Origin of the sequence: Streptomyces sp. NPDC051183 (genome assembly GCF_040682455.1) — a bacterium.
In the GTDB taxonomy this organism is placed as follows: Bacteria; Actinomycetota; Actinomycetes; order Streptomycetales; family Streptomycetaceae; genus Streptomyces.
Genome location: NZ_JBFBBA010000001.1, coordinates 140693 through 154454, shown reverse-complemented (window position 1 = coordinate 154454; position 13762 = coordinate 140693). Strand labels below are relative to the sequence as shown.

At 75.4% G+C, this 13762-nt stretch carries 11 protein-coding genes; 4 read left to right on the top strand and 7 right to left on the bottom strand.

The window, feature by feature from the left end; all coding sequences use genetic code 11:
• Positions 1-83 precede the first annotated feature (83 nt).
• The 6 genes from AB0M99_RS00740 to AB0M99_RS00715 all read right to left on the bottom strand — a co-directional run bounded on the left by AB0M99_RS00740 (position 84) and on the right by AB0M99_RS00715 (position 9244).
• A complete protein-coding gene (locus tag AB0M99_RS00740; protein ID WP_365916037.1) occupies positions 84-3026 on the bottom strand; it encodes a poly(A) polymerase in 2943 nt (980 codons plus the stop codon).
• Positions 3026-4792 carry an RNA ligase family protein gene (locus AB0M99_RS00735; RefSeq protein ID WP_365916516.1) on the bottom strand — a complete coding sequence of 589 codons (1767 nt, stop codon included), beginning with the start codon at positions 4790-4792 and terminating at the stop codon, positions 3026-3028. Before AB0M99_RS00735 ends, AB0M99_RS00740 begins: the two co-directional genes overlap by 1 nt.
• A 123-nt stretch (positions 4793-4915) precedes the next feature.
• Complete coding sequence (locus AB0M99_RS00730) at positions 4916-5578, bottom strand: NAD(P)H-binding protein (RefSeq protein ID WP_365916035.1); 663 nt, start codon at positions 5576-5578, stop codon at positions 4916-4918.
• Between the two features lie 117 nt (positions 5579-5695).
• Complete coding sequence (locus AB0M99_RS00725; RefSeq protein WP_365916033.1) at positions 5696-6193, bottom strand: hypothetical protein; 498 nt, start codon at positions 6191-6193, stop codon at positions 5696-5698.
• Between the two features lie 98 nt (positions 6194-6291).
• Positions 6292-7584: a DUF418 domain-containing protein gene (locus tag AB0M99_RS00720; protein ID WP_365916032.1), complete on the bottom strand. Its 1293-nt coding sequence runs from the start codon at positions 7582-7584 to the stop codon at positions 6292-6294.
• A gap of 25 nt (positions 7585-7609) precedes the next feature.
• On the bottom strand, positions 7610-9244 hold the full coding sequence (locus tag AB0M99_RS00715; protein WP_365916514.1) for a VanW family protein: 1635 nt from the start codon (positions 9242-9244) through the stop codon (positions 7610-7612).
• A gap of 382 nt (positions 9245-9626) precedes the next feature.
• Between AB0M99_RS00715 and AB0M99_RS00710 the strand changes: the two genes are divergently transcribed.
• The 3 genes from AB0M99_RS00710 (at position 9627) to AB0M99_RS00700 (ending at position 12092) form a co-directional block, all read left to right on the top strand.
• Positions 9627-10649 carry an NUDIX hydrolase gene (locus tag AB0M99_RS00710; RefSeq protein WP_365916030.1) on the top strand — a complete coding sequence of 341 codons (1023 nt, stop codon included), beginning with the start codon at positions 9627-9629 and terminating at the stop codon, positions 10647-10649.
• A gap of 80 nt (positions 10650-10729) precedes the next feature.
• Positions 10730-11260: an SRPBCC family protein gene (locus tag AB0M99_RS00705; protein WP_365916028.1), complete on the top strand. Its 531-nt coding sequence runs from the start codon at positions 10730-10732 to the stop codon at positions 11258-11260.
• A gap of 97 nt (positions 11261-11357) precedes the next feature.
• Positions 11358-12092 (top strand): SDR family oxidoreductase, encoded by a 735-nt coding sequence (locus AB0M99_RS00700; RefSeq protein ID WP_365916026.1) that lies wholly within the window; start codon positions 11358-11360, stop codon positions 12090-12092.
• 41 nt (positions 12093-12133) lie between these two features.
• Here the strand turns inward: AB0M99_RS00700 and AB0M99_RS00695 are convergent, their stop codons facing one another.
• The gene (locus tag AB0M99_RS00695; RefSeq protein WP_365916024.1) at positions 12134-12535 is read right to left on the bottom strand and encodes a hypothetical protein; all 402 of its coding nucleotides are present in this window, start codon (positions 12533-12535) and stop codon (positions 12134-12136) included.
• Positions 12536-12775: 240 nt separating this feature from the next.
• On the opposite strand from AB0M99_RS00695, the gene AB0M99_RS00690 reads away from it, so the two are divergent.
• The gene (locus AB0M99_RS00690; protein WP_365916022.1) at positions 12776-13762 is read left to right on the top strand and encodes an XRE family transcriptional regulator; all 987 of its coding nucleotides are present in this window, start codon (positions 12776-12778) and stop codon (positions 13760-13762) included.

Here is a 13762-nt window from a genome sequence, read left to right as displayed (position 1 = left end):
GCCATGCCCGCTGCGGCGGGACGGAGCTCAGTCCCGGTTCGGGAAGTGTCCGACTCCTCGGCCCCGTCGCCGACTTGTGTTCGTTAGTCGGAGGTGAAGCGGATCGCGCCGCACTCCGCCCACGTCACCTCGACACCCGGAAGGGTGGCCGACCACGGCGCGGTCAGAGCGGCCAGCCGGGCCGCGTCCGGCGGGTTCGCGCCGAGGCCCGTGGCGTAGCGGGCCAGGGTGTCGGCCGACTCGAACGGCCGGGGCCAGGCGTGCGCGTCCGCGACCCCGGCCTCGGACAGGGTGCCCAGAAGGGCGCGCAGGCGGCCGCGCATCCGCCCCCGGGACTCCTCCAACTCCCTTGCGCCCCCCGCCCGTACGGTGACCACGGCCCAGGCCGCGTGCCGCCGGTGCAGGGCCGGGGCCGTGCGGGGAAGCAGTGCCCCGGGGTCGGCCTCCACGGCCTCCCAGGCCGCGTACAGCTCCCGCCCGAGCAGGTCCCGCAGCCCGGGGCCCACCTGGGCCGTGCAACTGCGGACCGGCGCGGAAGGGGTGAGGACGGTGACCGGATCCGCGTCCCCGTACGGCGCCTCCGCGCCCGGCGCCAGGCCGACCGGGACGCGCCAGTCCCACGCCGCCCACGTCCCGAAGAACTCCCGCCGCAGGGCCTCGGGGGAGAGGTCCGCGGCCTCGCGCACCGTGCGCGCGGCCAGCACGGTCCAGGCCAGGCCGGGCAGCCCGCCGCAGGGCGCGGAATCCAGCCCCCGGGCGCGGGCCCAGGCCTTCACCTCGCGCGCCAGCCCGGCGAAGGCGGCGTGCTCCGCGCCCACGAACTCCCGTACGGCATCGGCATCGCTCACCGCGCTCAGCGCCACCGCGGCCGCCTCGCCCAGCTCGGCCCGCCGGGCCACCGCCCGCGCCGGAGCCAGGCCGCCCGTGGCCACCACGACCAGGTCCACGTCCAGCCCGGCCACCCGCAGGCGCAGGCCCGGGACCCGCGCGCCCGTCACCTCCCGCAGCCGCTCGGCCTCCGGCAGCGCCGCCGCCACCGCCGCCCGTACCTGCGCCACGCCGGCGGCCGTGCCCGGCAGCGCCGCCACCAGGTCCAGATCGGCCCCGGGCAGCGCGCAGCCCATCCGGCGGGAGCCGGCCACATGCACCACGGCGTCCGGCAGCGCCGCCGCGATCCGCGCCAGGACCCGCTCGGCCGTGCCGTCCGGGGCCACCTCGGCGGTCCCGCCCACCGGCTCGTCCGTACCCTCCGGCTCGTCCGTACCCTCCGGCTCGTCCGTACCCTCCGGCTCGTCCGTACCCTCCGGCTCCCACCGGACCTCGCCCGTACCCAGCTCCACCGTCGCCCGTACCCGCATCGGCCCGTCCCCGTGCCGCGACAGCACCGCGAGCGACCCGACCCGTGCCCGGACCCCGCGACCGTCACCGCCGAGCCGAGCGGCGAACTCCCGCACCGCCCGCTGCGGGTCCCGGCTGCGCCCCAGCGTCAGGTGCGGGGTGTAGCCGCCGGAGCGGCCCCCGCACCCCGGGAAGCGCCGGGCCAGCGCGCGCCACAACTCCTGCCACGCGGCGCCCGCCCCCGCGCCCGTCCCCGTCTTCGTACCCGAGTCGGCCGCCGGGTCCAGCCAGATCGTGGCGTCCTCCCGGTGCCCGAAGCTGTGCACGCCGGACAGCCGCGCCGTGAACGGGGCCGTCCCCGCCGCCACTTCGGCCAGCAACGGCAGGGCCTCCCCGAAGGAGGACTCCGGCACGAAGCCGAAGAGCAGGTTCACGTGTGCGGGCCAGCGGTCCACCTGCGGGTCGTGCTCCCGCCGCAGGGCCTCGACCGCCGGATCGTGCGGCGCCAGCCATGCCACCGCCGTCCGCGCGGTCGACCGTACGTCGAGCACCGCGGGCCCCGCGTCGGACGGAGCCCCGAGGTCCAGCGTCGCCTCGACCCCGTAGTGGTCGGAGATGAACAGCCCCTCCGGCCCCGGGGAATCGCCGCGCAGGGCCGCCCGGTCCACCCGGGCCCGCGGCGACCGCAGCAGGATCCGGTCCAGCCGCCCCGCCCGCCCGGACAGCGAGCCCACCGCCGCCAGCGGATTGGCCACCGGATCGAAGGTCGGTGTCCCGTCCCGCTCCCCGTGTACGTCGTTCCAGGCATCCCGGAGCCCCAGCGCGGCCGCCGGCCCCGCAGGGCCGGTCCGACCGTCGTTGAAGTCGCCGAGCAGCGCCACATCGGCCTCGACGCCGCCCAGCCCCTCGGCCAGCCGGGCCAGTTCGGCCGTCCGCCGTCCGGCGCCGTTCTCGCTGTGGTCGCTGGTCAGGTGCGTGGCCGCGACCACCAGGGTTCCGGCCGAGGTGGCCACGGTGACGGCGCTGACCGCCTTGTGCGGGCCCAGCGAGTGCAGGCCCGCCTCCCGCACCGGCAGCCGGCTCAGCACCAGCAGCCCGCTCTCGGCGACGTCCTTGCCGCCGGGGTCGGTGCCCAGCGTGTACCCGGCCCGCACCCAAGGCTCGGCGAGCAGCATCCGGAGCAGCTCGGGCTCCACCTCCTGGAGCGCGATGACATCGGCGTCGGCGGCCGTCAGCTCGGCCAGCAGCAACGGCCTGCGCCGGGCGGTGGCGATGCGCGGGGCGTCGTACCGGTCCCAGAGCGTGTTCCAGGTCAGCAGCCGCACCTGCGCGGGGCCCGGCGCGGCGGGTGCCGCGTCGGCGGGCCGCCAGGCACCGCCGCCCGCCGGGTCCCACGAGTACGGGGTGCGGGCGGTGAAGAAGGGCGCCCGCAGCAGCCGCGGTTCGCGGACCCGCCCGGCCGGGGTGCTGTCGATCAGGTCCACGCCCGTGGCCCGGTCCCACACCAGCTCGCCGTCCGCCTCGACGAACAGCACCCGGTGCCAGGGGATGTCGCCGCCGGGTACGAAGGACGGCAGCGGCACGCGCTTGGGTGCGGCCCCGCGCTGGAGCAGCCCCAGCACGAAGCGGGCGGGGTCGAAGCGGGGGTCCCAGCGGACCTGGTGGTAGAGCTCCTCGCTGGTACGCATCAGCCGTTCCCGTTCCCGTCGAGGGATCCCGCCGTGTCCTCCACCGCGCCGCCCGCGCCGACGTACCAGGTGCGGTGCGCCTGTCCGGGGTACGGCGGGCTGAACCGGTGCAGTTGCGAAGCCAGCACCTGCGGCGGCACCGGGTGCGCGCGCACGGTGTTGCGCCGGAGCAGCTCCGCCTCGTCGACCAGCACCACGGCGTGGGTCACCAGCGCGTCGCGGCGCCGCGCGACCGCACCTGCGAGGCCGCGCTGCCGGCCGGTGAGGGAGGTGGCGTCCCACACCACCGTGCCGCCGGTCCGCGCGGCGGCGGCCAGGGCGGCGTCCAGCCGGTCCAGGCCCTCGCGGAGCACGTCCGCGTTGGCGCTCTGGTCGGAGCGGGAACCCCGGGCCGTGCGCAGATCGTCGAGACTGATGTACGCGCCGACTCCGGGCAGGCCCCGGGCATAGGTGCTCTTACCGCTGCCCGAGGGCCCGCACAGCTGCACCAGGCGGGGGAAGGACCCCTCGCGCCACCGCCAGGTCGCGGCCACCGCCTCCTCGGCCGTGGCCACCCGGCTCTGCCCGAAGGCGTCCCGCGCCTGGGCCCAGCAGCGGTCGGCCGCGTCCGCGTCCAGCCCGGCGAGGGCCTCCCGCAGCCCCGACCGCAGCGCACCCAGCGGATCGGGTACGAGCAGTCCCGCCTCCTCGGCGCACAGCGCGGACCAGTCCACGCACTCCCGCCCCTCGGAGTCCCCGGTGGCCGTCGTGCCCGCGGCGAGCGCGTGCAGCACCCCGAGGTCCGCCGCGGCGGCCAGCCGGACCAGCCCGGCCCGCCGCTCCTCCTCCGGGAACGGCCGCCGCAGGTGCGGGGCGAGCCCCACGAGGTCGGCCACCCGCCGGGCGGCCGGCATCCCGAGCGGCCCGGCGGCCAGCGACGGGGCGAGCCGGGTCCGGGGCCGCCGGTGCAGTACCGCGGCCAGGGTTCCGACCAGCCGGTCCTCGCCCGTCCGGCCCAACCCGTCCAGCCGCGCCACGACTTCGGCCACGGTCTCCGCCTCGACCGGCTCGGCGGCTTCCGCCGCCTCCGCCGCACCCGCCGCGCCCACGGCGGCCAGCAGCCCCGCCACGTTCGCCTCGCCCCCCGACCGCACCGCCCACAGCGGAGCGGCCGGGCCCAGCCCGTTCGGCACCACCGGCGCGTACATCCAGTGGGTGTCGGTCTGCACGTGGCCGCCCCGTACCCACTTGGCCACGTACCGCCCGAAGTCGGCACGCGGGAATCCGGCCACGGTCCGTACGACGTACCCCTCCTGGCGCGCGGTGTCGAGCCGCAGCTTGCGCAGCGCGCGCTCGTCGAACGTCCCGCGCCACAGCACGCGCGGGCCCGGTATCCCGAGGCCGTGCAGGAACCGTACGGTCCGGTCCCAGTCCAGGCAGTGCTCCCCGTCCCACACCGAGAACCCGTAGAACCAGGAGTCGAGTTCCTCGTACGCGAGGGAGTGGCGGGCGTACAGGTTCTCCCCGCACACCCGCCAGCCCGCCGGAATCCCGGCGCCGATGCGGCCCTGGAGCCCCTTGACCCAGGCCCGCGACGGATGGTGCCCCGAGTCCAGCGAGCGCGCGTGCAGCCCGTCGGCGTACAGGGTGGTGTTCTCCCCGTCGAGCTTCTCGGTGACCACCACCTCCCGCCCGGCCAGCCCGGCGAGTCCGCTGGTCCGCACGTCGTCGGGGGCCGCCCCGGGCGACCACGGCAGGTGCGGGGTCCGGGGGTAGTGGGTGCGCATGATCCGCTCCTGCTCGACGACGTGGTGCCTCGTCACTCTAGGTATGCGGAGCAGGGCCATCCACCCATTAACGGGTCCCCGGCCCCTCGGGCCGTGCGGCTCCCGACCATGCCAGTCTGCTTGTCAGTAGCCGATCGTGAACCTCTGGCCCGCGTGCGCGTCGCGCTCGATCTCGTCGACCAGGGCCACGGCGTAGTCCTCCGCCGAGATCAGACTGCGGCCCGCGTCGTCGACGATCAGGGCGTCGTGCCCCAGCCGGTACATCCCCGTCCGCTCGCCCGGAACGACCTGCGCGGGCGGGCTGAGGCTGGTCCAGCGCACCTCCTCCACCGGCACGGTCCGCAGGAAGTCCAGCGCCTCCCCGTGGGCGTGCATGACGGCGAGGACCGCTTCCGGGATCCCGGCCCCGTCCCAGACCGGCGGGCCGCCGGGGGTGCGCAGCGAGCCCGCCCCGCCGACCGTGATCACACGTGGCCGGGCTCCGTCCGCGCTCAGCATGCGCACCCCGCCGATCAGCGACTTCACGGCGCTGACGAGCGCGGCCGGGTCCCCGGTTCCCGGCCCGAACGCGCTGACCAGCACGTCCTGGCCGACCGCCGCCCGGGCCACGGATCCCGGGTCCAGGACGTTCCCGCGCACGACGGTGGCGGCCCCCGGTCCGCCGCCGGCAGCGAGCCGGGCGGGGTCGCGGACCACCGCGGTGACCGAGTGGCCGCGTCCGAGCGCCTCGTGCAGCACTCTGGATCCGATCGTGCCGGTCGCTCCGAAGAGTGCGATCTTCGCCATGGCGACTCCCTGGGGATGGGGGCGGTACGGGCCCGGGTCCGGCCGTGCTCCGCCCATCCAAGCGAACCGCGCCCACCGCGCCCGGCAGCCGGGCCGGGGCCAGTCGGATGATCCCCGTCAGCCGCACAGCGCCACGATGGACGGGGACACCGTCCCCCGGGCGGCCGCACACAACTGGGCCATGTCGTAGCTCCGTTGCGGCGCCGACCGGGGCCCCGGCTTCGCGGGCGGCCGCTTGCGGCGCTCCGGCGCGGCCGGCTGGGCGGCCTTCGCCCCGCGCGGCGCCCGGTTCCCGCTCTGCCCCGACCCTCCCCGGCGGTGACCGGGCGCCGACGGCCCCGCCGCGGGAGGCCGGGCGGCCTCAGCGGCGGGGGCGGCCGGGGACGACGGCGCCGGCGGGGCGGACGGCGACGCGGGGGACGCGGGCGACGGCAGCGGCCCGAGCGGCCAGGCCCGGACCTCCGGTTGCTCCCGGGCGGCGGTCCGGGTCGCCCCCGGCACCTGCCACCCGGGCTCCGGCGGCTGTGTCGGGTGCACGGTCACACACCCGGCGGTCGTCACCAGCACGGCAAGGACCAGCATCAGGGGCAGGGCTGTCAGGCGGCGGTACGGCATCCGTCCACCCTGCCGTACCCGGGGCCCCGGAACCTACGTGCCGTCACGCGGACGGGTGAGGCGACGGGTGAGGCCACCGGTCACGGCACCCCGCACGCTCAGGCCCCGGCGGGCCCGCGCGTCACCAGCCGCAGGGCGTGCTCCAACGGCCCCCGGCGCAGCGGGCTGTCCGCCCAGAACCGCTGCCACGCCCACGCCGCGCCCAGCCCCGCTCCCGCGAAGGCGGCCACCGCGCCCCAGGAAGCGGCCCCGTTGGCCGGGCCGGCCAGCACCAGCGCGTGGACGACGTACGCGCTCAGCGCCATCGCCCCGAGCGCGGTCAGCGGCCGCAGCAGCCGGGCGCCGGTCCGGCTCCGCGCGGCGAGCACGAACAGCCCGAGGAGGGCGCAGCCGACGCCCGCGTTGCCGAGGGTCTCCAGCGGGGTCTGGCTGTACGGGTCCGCCAGGAGCAGCCACTCCCAGGAGGTGCTCGGCACGGCGCCGAACTGCCGGCCCAGCACCTCCCGTACGGGATCGGCCGCGCCCACGGCGTCCGGGTGGCTGGAGGCGATCACGCCGAGCAGTCGCTCGCGGCCGCCGAACACATGGGTGGAGAGCCAGGCGGCGCCGTACCCGGCGACTGCCGCCGCCGCGCCCCAGCCCGCCATCCGCAGGGCGACGGAACGCTCCCGCAGGTCGCACAGCCGGCCGAGGGCCAGGCCGACCAGGACGTACGGGAAGTAGGTGGCGAGCGGATAGGCGCCGGTGAGGAGCAGTTCGCACAGCACCCGGCCCGCTCCGTCCCAGCTCGCCAGGGCTCCGGCTTCGGGCACCAGGCCGCGACCGGAGGCCTCGTAACCGAACAGCGGGCCCAGCAGGAACGACAGGAGCGGTCCGGCCACCACGGACACACCGGCGACGGCGGTGAGCACCGGGGTGGACAGCCGGGTGAAGGGCTCGGCGGCCAGGAAGTACACGGCGAAGAAGGCCAGGATGACCAGGATCCCCGGCCACAGTGCGGCCAGCCCCAGACCGAGCCCGGCCAGTACCGCGCAGCGGATCAGCAGCGGGCGGTAGCGCGACGCCCAGCCGTCCGGCAGTTCACCGGCGGAACCGAGGCCCCGCTGGGCGAGGGCCAGAGAGAACCCGGCGAGGAGGGTGAACAGGGCCGGGGCCCGCCCGTCGGCCGCCACGATCAGGTACCCGGCGCCCTCGGCCCGCGGGGCCGGCCCGACGTGCACGGCGAACATGCCGAGGACGGCGAGCCCGCGCACGGCATCGACACCGGCGAGGCGGCCACTGCTCCGGACGTTGCCGCTCGGGAAGTTGCTGCTCGGGAAGTTGCTGCTCGGGAAGTTGCTGCTCGGGACGTTGCCGCTCCGGACGTCGCCGCCCCGCGCGCCGCCGCTCATGCGTACCTCCGCCCGGCGGTTCGGCTCATCCACACGTCACCGTGTCGCGCGGCGTGTAGCGGGTCTTCATCGTCTCCCGCTTGACCTCCGCACCGCCCTTGACGAAGACCCGGTCCACGGCGACGTCGAAGCCCTCCAGCGGTGACTGCGGCTCGCACTTGGGCCCGCTGCCGGTCCGTGTCTGCGGCTGCTTGACGTTCGTCCGCGGCCCCTTCACCGCACGTATCTCGTCGTACTTCTTCGTACCGAGGAAAGTGATGGTGATCGAGGTGTCGGTGGCCTCGGCCTGGATGTAGAGCGCCTTGCCCGAGTCGTTGGCGAAGCGCAGGTCCAGGCTGCCCCAGGCGACGGTGGCCTCACGGCCCTCCGGGTAGCGCTCGATGTAGAAGGAGTGGGCCCCGTACTCGACCGGTTTGACGCCCGCGAAGAACATCGCGTTGAACACGGTGGTCGCCACCGCCGAGACCCCGCCGCCCGCGGCCTTCTCGTACTGGCCGTTGTTGATGATCAGGCCGTCCACGAAGCCGTTCTCCTTCGTGCGCTCCCCGACGCGGCGGTTGAAGCTCCACGTCTCGTCGGGCATCACGAGGGAGCCGTTGATCAGCTCGGCGGCCCGGCCGATGTTCGTCGTCCGGTACGGGGCCCGCTCGAAGTCGACGGTGAAGGAGGACACCCGCTCCTTGATCCCGAGCTCGCCGGCCGTCTCCCGCGACAGCTTCGGCCGGACCGCCTCGGTGGCGACCTCGCCGGTACGGGCGGCTTCGCCGCTGCCGGTCAGCAGCGGCAGCACCGCCTTGCCGAGGCTCTGCCCGGTGACCTGCCGGCCGGCCCGGCCCTCCTCGGTGACGGCGACCCGGCCGTCGCCGTCGAGCCGCAGCTTCGCCTCGGCCGCGCCCGGGGCGGCCTGGCGCAGCGGCCCGGCCAGCGCGGGGTCGGCGAGCAGCGCCTCGGCGTCGATCCCGGGGGCCAGCCGGCCCCGGCCGTCGTCCTTCATGCTGAGGTGTTTGGAGAGGACGGCCGGGCCGACGGGTATCCGCCTGCCGTCCACGGTGAGGGTGACGGGCGCCGACATCGCGGGCCCGGCGAACTCCTTCAGGGCGCGGTCGGTCTCCTGCTGCCCGACGCGCGGCTCCGTACGCCGCACCGGGAGGTCCACGGGGTCGCCGGCAGCCCGGGGATAGGAGGAGCGCAGCACCTCCACCGAGCGGTCGACGTCGAGTTCGGTGCCGGTGACCGGGGTCACGGCCGCCGCCTTGCCCTTCTCGAACGAGACCGAGCCCTCCCGCGCCTTCACGGCCGTCTTCTCGCCGAGCCCGGTGAGAGCGGCGCGGGCCGCCGCCTCGTCGAGCCGGACCACCGGACGGACATCGGGGTCGCCCGAGGAGAACAGCCGGCCGATCACGCTGACCGGATCGGCGCCGGAGCGCGCGGCACGCCCGGCCGTGGCAGCGGCGTCCAGGGACAGGCCGAGGGACCCCGGCCCGGCCTGCTCGGAGCGGTCGCCCACGCGCAGGTCCAGCGGGGCCGCGGCGGACGGGCCGAGCTCCCGGTCCAGGACCCGCGCGGCCTCGGATCGGCTCATCCCGCCTATGTCGACGCCGCGCACCTTCGTACCCGCGGCGAGGTCCTCGCCGGCCAGGAGCAGACCGGCGACGTACATCCCGCCGAAGCCGAGGGCCGCGGCGCCGCCGGCCACGCCCGCGACGACCGGCACGGACCACCGCTTTCCGGTGGCCGCCCGGCTGCCGGTACGGGAAGCGCGTCGCATGTCTGGGTCTCTCCTCGGTCCGGCCACGTGGTCGGACCGACGGTTTTCAGGCCGGCAGTCCGCGCACGGAACGTAGCAAGGACGACATAACCAGGTAATAAGGAGGTATAGGGGCGGCAAAGCGAAGGTCTGCGGCCGACCGGCCCGCGCGCCCGGTCCACCGCCCCGTCGGCAGCTCCGTCCCGCTGCCGGGGCGCCGTAACCCGGGGGCCGCACGCGCTGTTGCACAGGCGGCGCCACCCACGGCGAACGCCCCTACGGCGAATGGAGTCCGATGCCACAGCTGACCGACGAGGCCGTGACCGATGACCGCGAACGGCCGGGCACCTGGATGACCCCGCAGGAGTACGGGGCCTCGCGCGCCGTCCTGTGGACCGGCGCCGTCGTACTCGTCACGGACGGCGCCGGCCGGATCCTCGTCCAGAGCGTCGACTACCGCCCCGACCGGCTGCTCCCCGGCGGCGCCGTGGACGCGGGGGAGTCGCCGTCCGCGGCGGCGGCCCGCGAGGTGTCCGAGGAGCTCGGCATCGAGGGCCACTACCCGCGCGGCCTCGCCGTCGACTGGATCCCCGCGGACACCCCCGGTATCCCGCCCGAGATGGGCTTCCCCGGCGAGATCCTCCACGTCTACGACGGCGGGACCTGGAGCGCCGAGCGGATCGATGCCGTCCGGCTCCCGGACCAGGAGATCACCGGCATCCAGTTCGCCGAGCCGGCCGACCTGGCCGCCCTGATGGACCCCGGCGACGCCCGGCGCGCCCTGTCGGCCCTGCGGGCCAGGATCAACGGCGGGGGCGCCGCGCTGCTGGAGGACGGCCGGCCCACCGCCCCCACCGCCCTGGACCGGCTCGGTGTCCTGCGCACCCGCCGCAGCCCGGACCACGGCACCTGGCACGCCGGACCGGCCCCCGAGCACCTTCCCGTACGGGAACACACGGGGTGGCTCTTCGCCCCCGACGGCCGGGTCCTGCTCCTGGTCGCCCGCGCCACCGGCACCGTCCACCTCCCGCCCCCGACGGCCGCTCCCACCGCGGGCGCCGTCCCGCTCGGCTACCGGTACGACGCCCGGGGCGCCCACCTCCGTACGGCCGCCCGGCTCACCGCACTGCCCCCGGCCCCGGACGCGGCGCACGCGCGGCTGCTGGCCACCCCCGAACAGGTCCGTGAGCTCAGCGACTGGGGGCCGGCCGGGCACGACGAGCTCGCCTCGCTCCACGCGGCCCGCGCCCGGCTGTGCCTCCCCGCCGCGACCCGCACCCCGCTGACGGAACTCCCGGACCACGGAACCCGCTGGTGACCGGGGCGCCCGCCGGGTGCGGCGGGCGCCGCGAGGGGCAAATCCGGCGTGAGCGGGGGGCGGTCCCGCAGCATGGGGGGATGAGCGAGACTGCGATCACCTACACCCTCTACATCCAGGCCGACCCCGCCCGGGTGTGGCAGGCCCTGACCGAGCCCGCCTTCACCCGCCGGTACTGGGGGCTCAGCTTCGAGACCGACTGGGCGGTGGGTTCGCCGATGGACTGGGTGGAGCGCGGGGCGCGGACCAGTGATCCCGCGCAGGTGGTCCTGGAATGCGTTCCGCACCGCCGGCTCTCCTACGCCTGGCACACCTTCACCCCGCAGTGGGCGGCCTCGGCGGGCATCGGCGAGGAGCTGCGGGCCGAGTTGGCGCGCGAGCGGCGCACGAAGGTGACGTACGAGATCGAGCCGGTGGGCGAGACCCTCGCCCGGTTGACCATCCTGCACGAGGACTTCGAGCCCGGCGGCACCTTGATCGGGATGTGCGGCCGGGCCTGGCCGCTGCTCGCCTCCAGCCTCAAGACGCTGCTGGAGACCGGCGCCGCGCTGCCCGAACCCGGTCATGCCACCGAGCAGGGCCACGGCGGATACGAGGCGCACGGAGCCTAGGGGGTGGCAGGTGCGGCCGGGGCGGATCCGCCCCGGCCGCACGGCCGATCCCCGCGCCTGTGATCATGGTGGCCGGCCACGAACCAGGAGCCCTGACATGCAACTCCGGCACCACCGTGTCGTCATCACCGCCGCAGGCCGCGACTTCGGGCGCACCCTCGCCCTGCGGTTCGCGGCCCTCGGAGCCGAGCTCTACCTCTCCGCCCGCACCCTCGAAGCCGCCGACCGCGTCCGCGAGGAGATCCGCGCCCAGGGCCACGACGCCGCGCGGGTCCACGCCTTCGCCTGCGACCTCACCGACCCCGCTTCCGTACGGGAGTTCGCGGCAGCGGTCGCCGCGCGGACCGATCACGTCGACGTACTCCTCAACAACGGCTCCCGCTACCAGCACGGCCCGGACCTGCTCTCGGCGTCCGACGACGACGTCGTCGACACCCTCGCATCCGGCGCCACCGGCACCGTCCTCGTCACCAAGGCCTTTCTGCCGCTGCTCCTGAAGTCGGCCAAGCCGGACATCGTGACGATGGTCTCCGGGTGCGGCGACGCCGGCCACCACCGCTCCGACGCGCACGATGCCTTCTACGCCGCCAAGAGCGCCCAGGCAGGATTCACCGAGATCCTGTCGCGCCGCCTGCGCGACCAGGGCGTCCGCGTGATCTCCCTCTACCCGCCGGACTTCGACAACCACGACCCGCTGTCCGAGGCGTGGGAAAGCGCCCCGCGCACGGCCAAGGACCCGCTGACCGCCCAGTCGCTGGTGGACTGCGTACTCTTCGCCATCGGCCAGCCCCGGGACTGCTTCATCAAGTCCTTCCACTTCGAGCAGGTCTGACGGCACGGAACTGAGCGAGATTTACGGCTACGGTGTGTCCGTCAGCAGGGCTTGGTGATCGAGCTCGCGTCCGAGGTGACGTTGCCCGAGTAGATCCAGCCGTACGGAGCCTCGCCTCCGACGCTGACGTAGTACCACTTGTTTCCGGACTCGTTGTACGTGTAGCACCAGCCGCCGAGCCGCGTTCCCACGGGGAGCGTGTAGCCGCTGGCGTTGCCGCAGCCCGCGCTGGGTCCGGTCCTGAGCCAGATGGCGTTCTTCACGCTGGTTCCACCGGGACCGTTCGTGCCGGGGTCGTAATTGCAGGCCATGGCTCCCGCATCGGCAATGCCCGACGGGATCCAGTCCGGTGCTTCGTTTGCTGCGGACGCCGCGGGCACGCCGGCCGCGGAGATGGCTGCGGCGAGCGACAGCGCGGCGAGCGCCGAACGAACCTTGCTCATGGGTGTGTCTCCTTCGGTAGTCGGTCTGCGTTCGGCATCCGACGGTGCCAGGCGTCCGGACCGCCGTTCCAGGGCCTCCCGCCGTCCTGGACAGGGCGGCCGGTGTCCTCGCAGGTCACAGGGCTTGTCCCGGTCGTGTCCCGGACGGACCGCGGGCGGCCGGGAGTGAGCCGCGTGCCCGCCGTGCGACGACCTGATTCCTCCTGGCCCGGTCCCGCACGGGCCCGGGATGCTCGGGGCATGCACCCCACGACGCCTCTCCCGGACCCGGACGAGGCCCGGAACGCCGCCGAGTTCATCGCCCTCGTGCGGCAGTTGCGGGAGCGGTCCGGATTGACCTACCGAGATCTGGAGCAACGGGCGGACCACGTCGGCGAGGTGCTCCCGCGCAGCACCCTGGCGACGGCCCTGAGCCGGGACGCGCTGCCCCGGCCGGAGCTGCTGAGAGCGTTCCTGATCGCATGCGGACACGAGGGGCTGGTCGAGGAGTGGTCGGCGGCGCGCGACCGGCTGGCCGCCGTGAGCATCGACCCAGAAGCCGGTGCGACCGATACGGGGACCCCGCATCCGGAGCCGCATCCGCATCCGGAGCCGGAGTCCCGGCCGATGCTCCGCCTCGTCGTGCTCACCGCCGGATCCCTGGCCGTTGCGGCACTGGCCGTCGGCGGCCACCTGGCACAGGCCGGCACGGGGACGAGCGACCGAGCCGACCCCGTCGCCGGCCCGAGCGCATCTCCCGGGCCGGTCGAGCCGGGTACGTACCGGATCCGGGTGGCCGGCTCCGAGCTCTGCCTGTCGGAGTCGCCCCACCGGGACGGCGGAGGCGCCGTGGAGCAGTACGCCTGCCCGGCGAGCATCCCCGTCTACCTCCTGGAGCCCGCGGGCGGCGACCATTACACGATCCGCTCCTTGCACCCCGTCATGGGACACGGCTGCCTCGGTGTGGACTCCGGCTCGACAACGGACGGAGCCCGGCTGATGAACGACTACTGCGGCCGCCGGGGCACAGCCGAACGGTTCAGGATCCTCGCCGCGGCGGAGGACGGCGGGCGCACCTTCCGGATCGTGCCGGTGCACACCGGCGCCTGCGTGTCCGTCCCCGGCGGGAACAGCACCCCCGGCACGTCCGTCGTCCAGCTGCCGTGCACCGGAACGCAGTCCGGTCAGCTCTTCGCCTTCGATCCCGTACCGGCTCCCACCGCCATCCCCGACATCCGGTCCAACTAG

Excerpts from the sequence above, each read along its gene's own strand:
- AB0M99_RS00710 (WP_365916030.1), top strand. The coding sequence starts at position 9,627 with ATGCCACAGCTGACCGACGAGGCCGTGACCGATGACCGCGAACGGCCG.
- AB0M99_RS00715 (WP_365916514.1), bottom strand. The coding sequence starts at position 9,244 with ATGTACGTCGCCGGTCTGCTCCTGGCCGGCGAGGACCTCGCCGCGGGT.
- AB0M99_RS00705 (WP_365916028.1), top strand. The coding sequence starts at position 10,730 with ATGAGCGAGACTGCGATCACCTACACCCTCTACATCCAGGCCGACCCC.
- AB0M99_RS00700 (WP_365916026.1), top strand. The coding sequence starts at position 11,358 with ATGCAACTCCGGCACCACCGTGTCGTCATCACCGCCGCAGGCCGCGAC.
- AB0M99_RS00730 (WP_365916035.1), bottom strand. The coding sequence starts at position 5,578 with ATGGCGAAGATCGCACTCTTCGGAGCGACCGGCACGATCGGATCCAGA.
- AB0M99_RS00720 (WP_365916032.1), bottom strand. The coding sequence starts at position 7,584 with ATGAGCGGCGGCGCGCGGGGCGGCGACGTCCGGAGCGGCAACGTCCCG.
- AB0M99_RS00695 (WP_365916024.1), bottom strand. The coding sequence starts at position 12,535 with ATGAGCAAGGTTCGTTCGGCGCTCGCCGCGCTGTCGCTCGCCGCAGCC.
- AB0M99_RS00740 (WP_365916037.1), bottom strand. The coding sequence starts at position 3,026 with ATGCGTACCAGCGAGGAGCTCTACCACCAGGTCCGCTGGGACCCCCGC.
- AB0M99_RS00725 (WP_365916033.1), bottom strand. The coding sequence starts at position 6,193 with ATGCCGTACCGCCGCCTGACAGCCCTGCCCCTGATGCTGGTCCTTGCC.
- AB0M99_RS00735 (WP_365916516.1), bottom strand. The coding sequence starts at position 4,792 with ATGCGCACCCACTACCCCCGGACCCCGCACCTGCCGTGGTCGCCCGGG.
- AB0M99_RS00690 (WP_365916022.1), top strand. The coding sequence starts at position 12,776 with ATGCACCCCACGACGCCTCTCCCGGACCCGGACGAGGCCCGGAACGCC.